General features: G+C 38.2%; 7 protein-coding genes. 3 read left to right on the top strand and 4 right to left on the bottom strand.

Annotated elements, in window-relative coordinates; genetic code table 11:
• The coding region (locus GX437_13050) for a 3'(2'),5'-bisphosphate nucleotidase CysQ (protein ID NLJ08582.1) at nucleotides 1–186 on the bottom strand (186 nt) is incomplete at its 3' end.
• Between the two features lie 106 nt (nucleotides 187–292).
• Between GX437_13050 and cysC the strand changes: the two genes are divergently transcribed.
• From cysC to GX437_13035, 3 genes are all read left to right on the top strand, one after another.
• Nucleotides 293–829: an adenylyl-sulfate kinase gene (gene cysC, locus GX437_13045; protein NLJ08581.1), complete on the top strand. Its 537-nt coding sequence runs from the start codon at nucleotides 293–295 to the stop codon at nucleotides 827–829.
• A 13-nt stretch (nucleotides 830–842) separates the two neighbouring features.
• On the top strand, nucleotides 843–1,745 hold the full coding sequence (cysD, locus tag GX437_13040; protein NLJ08580.1) for a sulfate adenylyltransferase subunit CysD: 903 nt from the start codon (nucleotides 843–845) through the stop codon (nucleotides 1,743–1,745).
• Between the two features lie 123 nt (nucleotides 1,746–1,868).
• Entirely contained in the window at nucleotides 1,869–3,110 is a 1,242-nt protein-coding gene (locus GX437_13035; protein NLJ08579.1) for a sulfate adenylyltransferase, read from the top strand.
• Between the two features lie 195 nt (nucleotides 3,111–3,305).
• On the opposite strand, the gene GX437_13030 is transcribed toward GX437_13035, so the two are convergent.
• The 3 genes from GX437_13030 to GX437_13020 form a co-directional block, all read right to left on the bottom strand.
• Nucleotides 3,306–3,941 carry an MjaI family restriction endonuclease gene (locus GX437_13030; protein NLJ08578.1) on the bottom strand — a complete coding sequence of 212 codons (636 nt, stop codon included), beginning with the start codon at nucleotides 3,939–3,941 and terminating at the stop codon, nucleotides 3,306–3,308.
• Nucleotides 3,934–5,184, bottom strand: a complete 1,251-nt coding sequence (locus tag GX437_13025) for a site-specific DNA-methyltransferase (GenBank protein ID NLJ08577.1) — start codon at nucleotides 5,182–5,184, stop codon at nucleotides 3,934–3,936. The genes GX437_13030 and GX437_13025 overlap by 8 nt, the downstream gene beginning before the upstream one ends.
• A gap of 153 nt (nucleotides 5,185–5,337) precedes the next feature.
• On the bottom strand, nucleotides 5,338–6,567 hold the full coding sequence (locus GX437_13020; GenBank protein ID NLJ08576.1) for an FprA family A-type flavoprotein: 1,230 nt from the start codon (nucleotides 6,565–6,567) through the stop codon (nucleotides 5,338–5,340).
• Nucleotides 6,568–6,579: the final 12 nt, after the last annotated feature.

Here is a 6,579-nt window from a genome sequence, read left to right as displayed (position 1 = left end):
TTCCGACAGATACTGGCAGATGATGTTGTTGGAAGCTTTATCGGCCAGTGTAAGAGGTGAGCGGTCGCTTTTGTATTCAACTTCAGGAAAGTGCTGAAAATCATGGTATATTTCGAGTATTTTCGTTCCTGCCTGAACAGCAATTTTGTTCAATTCATTAATCCGTATATTTGCAGGGTGGTTCAAAACGGGCAATTTTAAAAATTTCGACAAAAGTAAATGAATTAATCACTTGGACAACAACATTTTTCCAATATTCGGCCAGACGGTAACCCGTGAAGAAAAAGAGAAGATGTTAAATCAACGGGCGATGGTTTTTTGGTTTACAGGCTTGTCGGGTTCAGGTAAAAGTACGCTGGCAAAAGGACTTGAAAGAAAGCTGTTTCACAAAGGTTATCTGACCAAATTGCTGGATGGCGACAATGTTCGGGTAGGATTGAACAAAGACCTTGATTTTTCGGCTGAAAGCAGGGAAGAAAATATCAGGAGGGTGGCAGAAGTAGCCAGATTATTCGTTGATTGCGGTGTGATTACTATTTGTTGTTTCATCAGTCCTACTGAAAGAATCAGGGAAATGGCCAGGCAGATTATCGGCCCTGAGAATTTTTATGAAATTTATGCCAAATGTTCGATAGATATCTGTGAAAAAAGAGATCCTAAAGGCCTTTACAAAAAAGTCAGAGAGGGAAAAATTCAGAATTTTACCGGAATTCATACTGAATATGAAGAACCATTAAATCCTAACTTTATCATACGTACCGACAATAAAACGGTCAGACGTTCTATCAGGCAATGTTACCGTGAAATATTGTCGCTGATTAAATACTAAATATTGAAAAAGAATGAGTTATACTTTATCTCACCTCGATCATCTGGAGTCTGAAGCGGTTTTTGTCATACGCGAGGCCGCATCCGTGTTCAGTAAACCCATGTTGTTGTTTTCAGGGGGAAAAGACTCAATGGTATTGCTTCATCTGGCGTGGAAAGCTTTTTTGCCGGCACGGATACCATTCCCGATTGTCCATATTGATACCGGTCATAATTTTCAGGAAACACTGGATTACCGTGATGAAATGGTGAAAAAGTATGAAGTTCAGCTGGTTGTCGGCTATGTTCAGGACACTATCGATTCGGGAAAGGTAAAAGACGAAACAGGTGTAAATGCCAGCCGAAACTGGCTTCAATCAGTAACTTTACTCGAAACTATTGAAAATCATAAGTTTGACTGTGCGATGGGTGGAGGAAGAAGAGATGAAGAAAAGGCGAGGGCTAAAGAAAGATTTTTCAGCCACCGTAATGAATTTGGCGAGTGGGATCCTAAAAACCAACGTCCGGAACTCTGGAATCTTTTTAACGGCAGAAAAAATTTTGGTGAACATTTCAGGGTTTTTCCGCTGAGTAACTGGACGGAAATGGATGTCTGGCAATATATTGCCCGGGAAAATATCCCAATGCCTTCCCTTTATTTCTCCCATAAACGCAAGGTTTTTAATCGTGATGGCGTATGGCTGGCAGTTCATCCTGTTAATGTGATGAAACCCAATGAAGTGGCTGAAGAAAAACTGATCAGGTTCAGAACTATTGGTGATATGACCTGTACAGGGGCGATAGAATCGGAAGCCTATTCTCTTGAGGATATTATCAGGGAGGTGGCAGCTTTCAGGGTAACAGAAAGGGCTGGCAGGGCAGATGATAAACGATCGGAAACAGCTATGGAAGACCGGAAAAAAGAAGGATATTTTTGATTGAAAATGACGGATTGCAGATCAAGGAATTTTGGAAGACCGGTGTCAGCATAATAATGAATTTTGAAAATAATCAAAAAAGATATTGAGATTCAGGATTTTAGAAAAAGTAATTAGAAAAAAATGGATTTACTCAGATTAGCTACTGCAGGAAGCGTTGATGATGGAAAAAGCACCTTAATCGGGCGGTTGTTGTACGACACAAAAACTATTTTTGTCGATCAGCTTGAAGCAGTTGAAAGGTCAAGCAAGAGAAGGGGGGAAGACCATGTCAATCTGGCTTTGCTGACCGATGGCCTGAAATCGGAAAGAGAACAGGGTATTACCATTGATGTTGCTTATCGTTATTTTGCTACTCCTAAAAGAAAGTTTATTCTCGCTGATACTCCGGGACACGTGCAGTACACCCGTAATATGGTTACCGGTGCTTCCAATTCAAATCTGTCGATTATTCTGATTGATGCCCGGAATGGCGTGCTCGAACAAACCCGCAGACATACCTTTATTTCAGCTTTGTTGGGTATTAAACACATTATTGTTTGCATCAACAAAATGGACCTGGTAGATTACAGGCAGGAGGTTTTCGATAATATCATGAATGATTTTCTTTCTTTTACTTCAAAAATTGATGTTCCGGATATACGTTTTATTCCTATCAGTGCCAAACTTGGGGATAATGTAGTGAAAAGGAGTGCCAACATGGACTGGTATCAAGGTCCGACATTGCTCTATGCGCTTGAAAATGTGTATGTTGAGAGTGAATATGACCGTATCAGCTGCCGCTTTCCTGTTCAGTATGTCATTCGACCTATGCGTGAAGAATATCATGATTACAGAGCTTATGCAGGCAGGGTAGCCGGAGGGATTTTTAAAAAAGGTGATCCGGTTATCGTTCTTCCTTCAGGCTTCAAATCCAGGATTAAAAGCATCGAAATGCTGGGAAAAGAAGTCGAACTGGCTTATGCACCCATGAGTATCAGTGTTCAGCTGGATGATGATATCGACATCAGCAGAGGCGATATGATAGTCAAGGAATTTAACCAGCCTCAAATCACACAGGATATTGACATTATGATGTGCTGGTTTTATGATAATGGTTTTGAAACCGGCAACAGGTTTATCCTTAAACATACCACCAAAGAAGTTAAATGCATGGTGAAAGAAATACGTTACAAGGTTGACATCAATACCCTTCACCGGCTGCAGGACGATAAAAATATCCGCATGAACGACATTGCACGCGTTTCTCTCCGTGTTTCCAGTCCTTTGTTTGTTGACATTTATAAAAAGAATAAAATTACCGGCAGCGTTATTCTGATTGATGAAAAGACAAATAACACGGTAGGGGCAGGTATGATACTGTAGTCTTAAAAAGTTTCATCTAAAAAAACTGAATTTTTGCCGGTTAATCTAATGAATGACCTGAAAATCAGATGGTTAATCAGAGATGAGTTGTAGAAATAATTTTTTATAGCGGCATAATAATGAAATGAAATGAGAGGAACGCAATATGCTTTTAAAAAGAATTAGCCAGTCTTGATTTTTAACGGTAATGGCCTATTAACCTGCCATCAGTCGTTCTATTTCTTTTTTGATTTCATCAATTATTTCTTTGTTCTGTATTTCTTTTTTATCTCCAACTTTGGTAGAAAACAGATAGAATACTTTTCCACCGAAAACTTCTGTAAATTTTTGATGGGATTCGGATTGCAGGTTATATTCCTTGAATATTTCAGGTAGTTGAATGTTTGAGTTTACTGGTTTTATCTGTAGCCCGATGTATTTCTCTTTGACTTTTATGTAAAAGTCAACATTAAAAAGCCTGTCCCATTCATCTGGAGCAGGTTCAATTTTAACGCCTAAAATTCTTTGTAACTGACCATACACAGTGTGGATTTCTGTTACATATCCTTCGTAGGTTCGATCGATTACCAACTGTATCATATAATCGATGCAGTCCTGTTCGGTAATTTCGGATACTTCAGCTTGTATTACTTCGGTAATTTTAATGTAAAGTTTTTTGCCAAGTTCAATGATATGATCTTTTGGCTTTACGTTTTTAAAGTAATAATCACGCCATTCATCAATGTTTTTGGGTGAACATTTTCTTATTGATTCAGAAGTTGGCCCCACATTTCTTTTGAAATTAAGCTGGAAGCGATTCATCGCTGAATTTAAAATCCATTCTTTAGCCATTACTTTGACGCAAAAGGTTTAAAAATTTATCTTTGTATTTATAATCAAAACCGACATCCACCTGAACCAGTCCGCTTTTAATCAGGTGAGCATTGATAAAAGTTTTATTTTCAAGGTATAGGTAACACAGTAAATTGTTATCATTATCATATTTCTGATTGTCAAACCTCATGAATACCTTTCTTCCCTTGGTTTTCTCTTTTAAGAAATTCGTTGCTTCGCCATTAATACCCTGGTTTTCCTTTATTCCAATGAGTTTGACAATAAGACCATTACTAAGTTTTAATTTTTCAGGGCTAATGACTTCTTTAACAGTAAAAAATTCTTCTCGTTTTTTATTCCCGTTTTTATCAATGCGGGAACCGAATTGTAATTTTTTCGGATCAACTTTTTTGTCAAAAGTATGGGGATCTTTGAAAATATAGGGTAATTTTTGAATTTCTTTTTCGAAGTCAAAAGTGGTTTTTTGAATAATAAATTCAAAGCTGGTTTCGTGAAAGTCAATTTGATTTGCACCTATCTTTTCTTGAATTATAGGGATGAACTCGGGATTAATTTCATATCCGACAGAATTCCTGTCAAGATTTTTTGCCGCAAGATTTGTTGTTCCACTTCCAGTGAATGGGTCAAGAACGATATCGCCAACGAAAGAGAACATCTTAATTAATCGTCTTGGCAATTCTTCGGGAAACATGGCAATATGATTGTTTTGCCTGACCCCTGCAAAATTCCAGTGCCCTGAGAAGAAAGTGTTCCATTCTTCTGCTGTCATCTTGGAAAGCTCCTTTTTCTCTTTTGTGGGTTTTGGTGCTTCCCCAAGTTTTTTAAAAATGAGAATAAACTCATAGTCAAGTTTGAGAATCCCATTACGGGGATAAGGATATGAACCCATTTGTACACCGCCTCCTGTTGTATTGGAAGTAGTCACCTTTTGCCAGATGATTGCTCCCATGTAATCAAAGCCCACATTTTCACAAAACTTTATTATTTCTTCCCGGATAGGTATTACTTTGTATCGGCCATAATAAACTGAGCGTGCGAATTGGTCGCCAATATTTACGCAGAGCCTGCACCCGGGATATAAAACACGATAGCACTCTTTCCAAACAAGATTCAGATTATTAATATAGCTTTCGTAATTGTCATGAAACCCGATTTGATCTTTTGAACCATAGTCCTTTAGTTGCCAATAAGGTGGTGAGGTAATTATCAAATGAATCGAACTATTTGCAAGTTCTGTCATTTGTCTGCTGTCACCATTTATTATTTTATGATGCGTTTTCAAGTCGCTCAATATATGGTAAAATTTTAATTACAAATTTATGCAAAATGACAGGTTAATTATGCAAAATTTATCAAGATTTCACTTGTTAACTAAGCCTTTTTGCACAAAGCATCATTGATCGCTATTTATTACAGCGCTTTCACACAGTTTTTTCCCGAAATCGTAACCAAAATCAAATAGTTGCCTTTCAATTTCCTCAGAAGGATAAAATTTAATTTTCAGTGGCACGGAAACAGATTTGAGTTTCAGGGTTGTGAGGGCTGAAGAGATAATATCGGGCCCTTCACCACTCCATCCGTAAGAGCCAAATGCGGCAAATAACTTTCCTTTATCCCGTATGGGATTGATGGCCCCAAAGAGATTGTAAATCTGAGGAAGTATGTTTTGATTGATGGTTGGAGAACCGACAATCAGGGCTGAAGAAGAACTTAGTTTTTCATTGATGAAATGGAAATCTTTGTCCTGAATGTCTGCTATTTCCACACTTATATTTCCCGCCTGTCTGATTCCGTTGGCTATTTTTTCTGCAATGATTCGTGTATAGCCATAGGCAGAAACATAAGGGATAAAAACCCTGAGATTATCAGGTTTTCTGAATTCAAGTTCCTGCCTGCTGTATTCCCTCGAGAGGTCAACATATTTTTTCCAGTATGAACGAAGGATCGGGCCATGTCCGGGGCAAATCATTTTAATGTCAAGATTTTCAATTTTTTCAATGGCCTTGAGCATAAAACGACTGAAAGGCTTCAGTATGACATCAAAGTAATAAACAAAAGCTTCGTCAAAATTGCCTGTTTTGTCATCAAACATTCTTTCATCACAATAGTGGGCACCGAAAGCATCACAACTAAAAAGTAATTGATCTTCAACCATATAGGTGAACATTGAATCCGGCCAGTGGAGGTTGGGTGCGGCAATAAAGCGCAATGTTTTGTTACCCAAAGACAATTCATCTCCATCTTTGACTACTTTTGAACGGAAAGGGAAATTGACAATATCGTTCAGGTAGCGAATAGCATTTCCACTGCCAATAACTGTTGCATCCGGGCAGTGTTTCAGCAGGTGTTTCAGGCTGCCTGAATGGTCGGGCTCAGTATGGTCGAGGATAATGTATTCAATATCAGCGGGATCGCAAACTGATTTGATTTTTTCAAGGTAATCATTGAAAAAAGGCTCTTTTACGGTTTCAATAATGGCTTTTTTTTCTGCATCAATAAAATAGGAATTATAGGTAGTCCCAAACTTTGTCTCCATTATCACGTCAAAAACACGCAGGTCGGGGTCTAATGCACCTATCCATTTAACACCGGGGATTATTTCAAGTACTCTATTCTGATTCATTTGATTTTGATT

This window comes from Sphingobacteriales bacterium (assembly GCA_012517435.1).
In the GTDB taxonomy this organism is placed as follows: domain Bacteria; phylum Bacteroidota; class Bacteroidia; order CAILMK01; family JAAYUY01; genus JAAYUY01.
The sequence above is the reverse complement of the archived record's forward strand: the minus strand, read 5'-3'. Positions and strand labels throughout refer to the sequence as shown.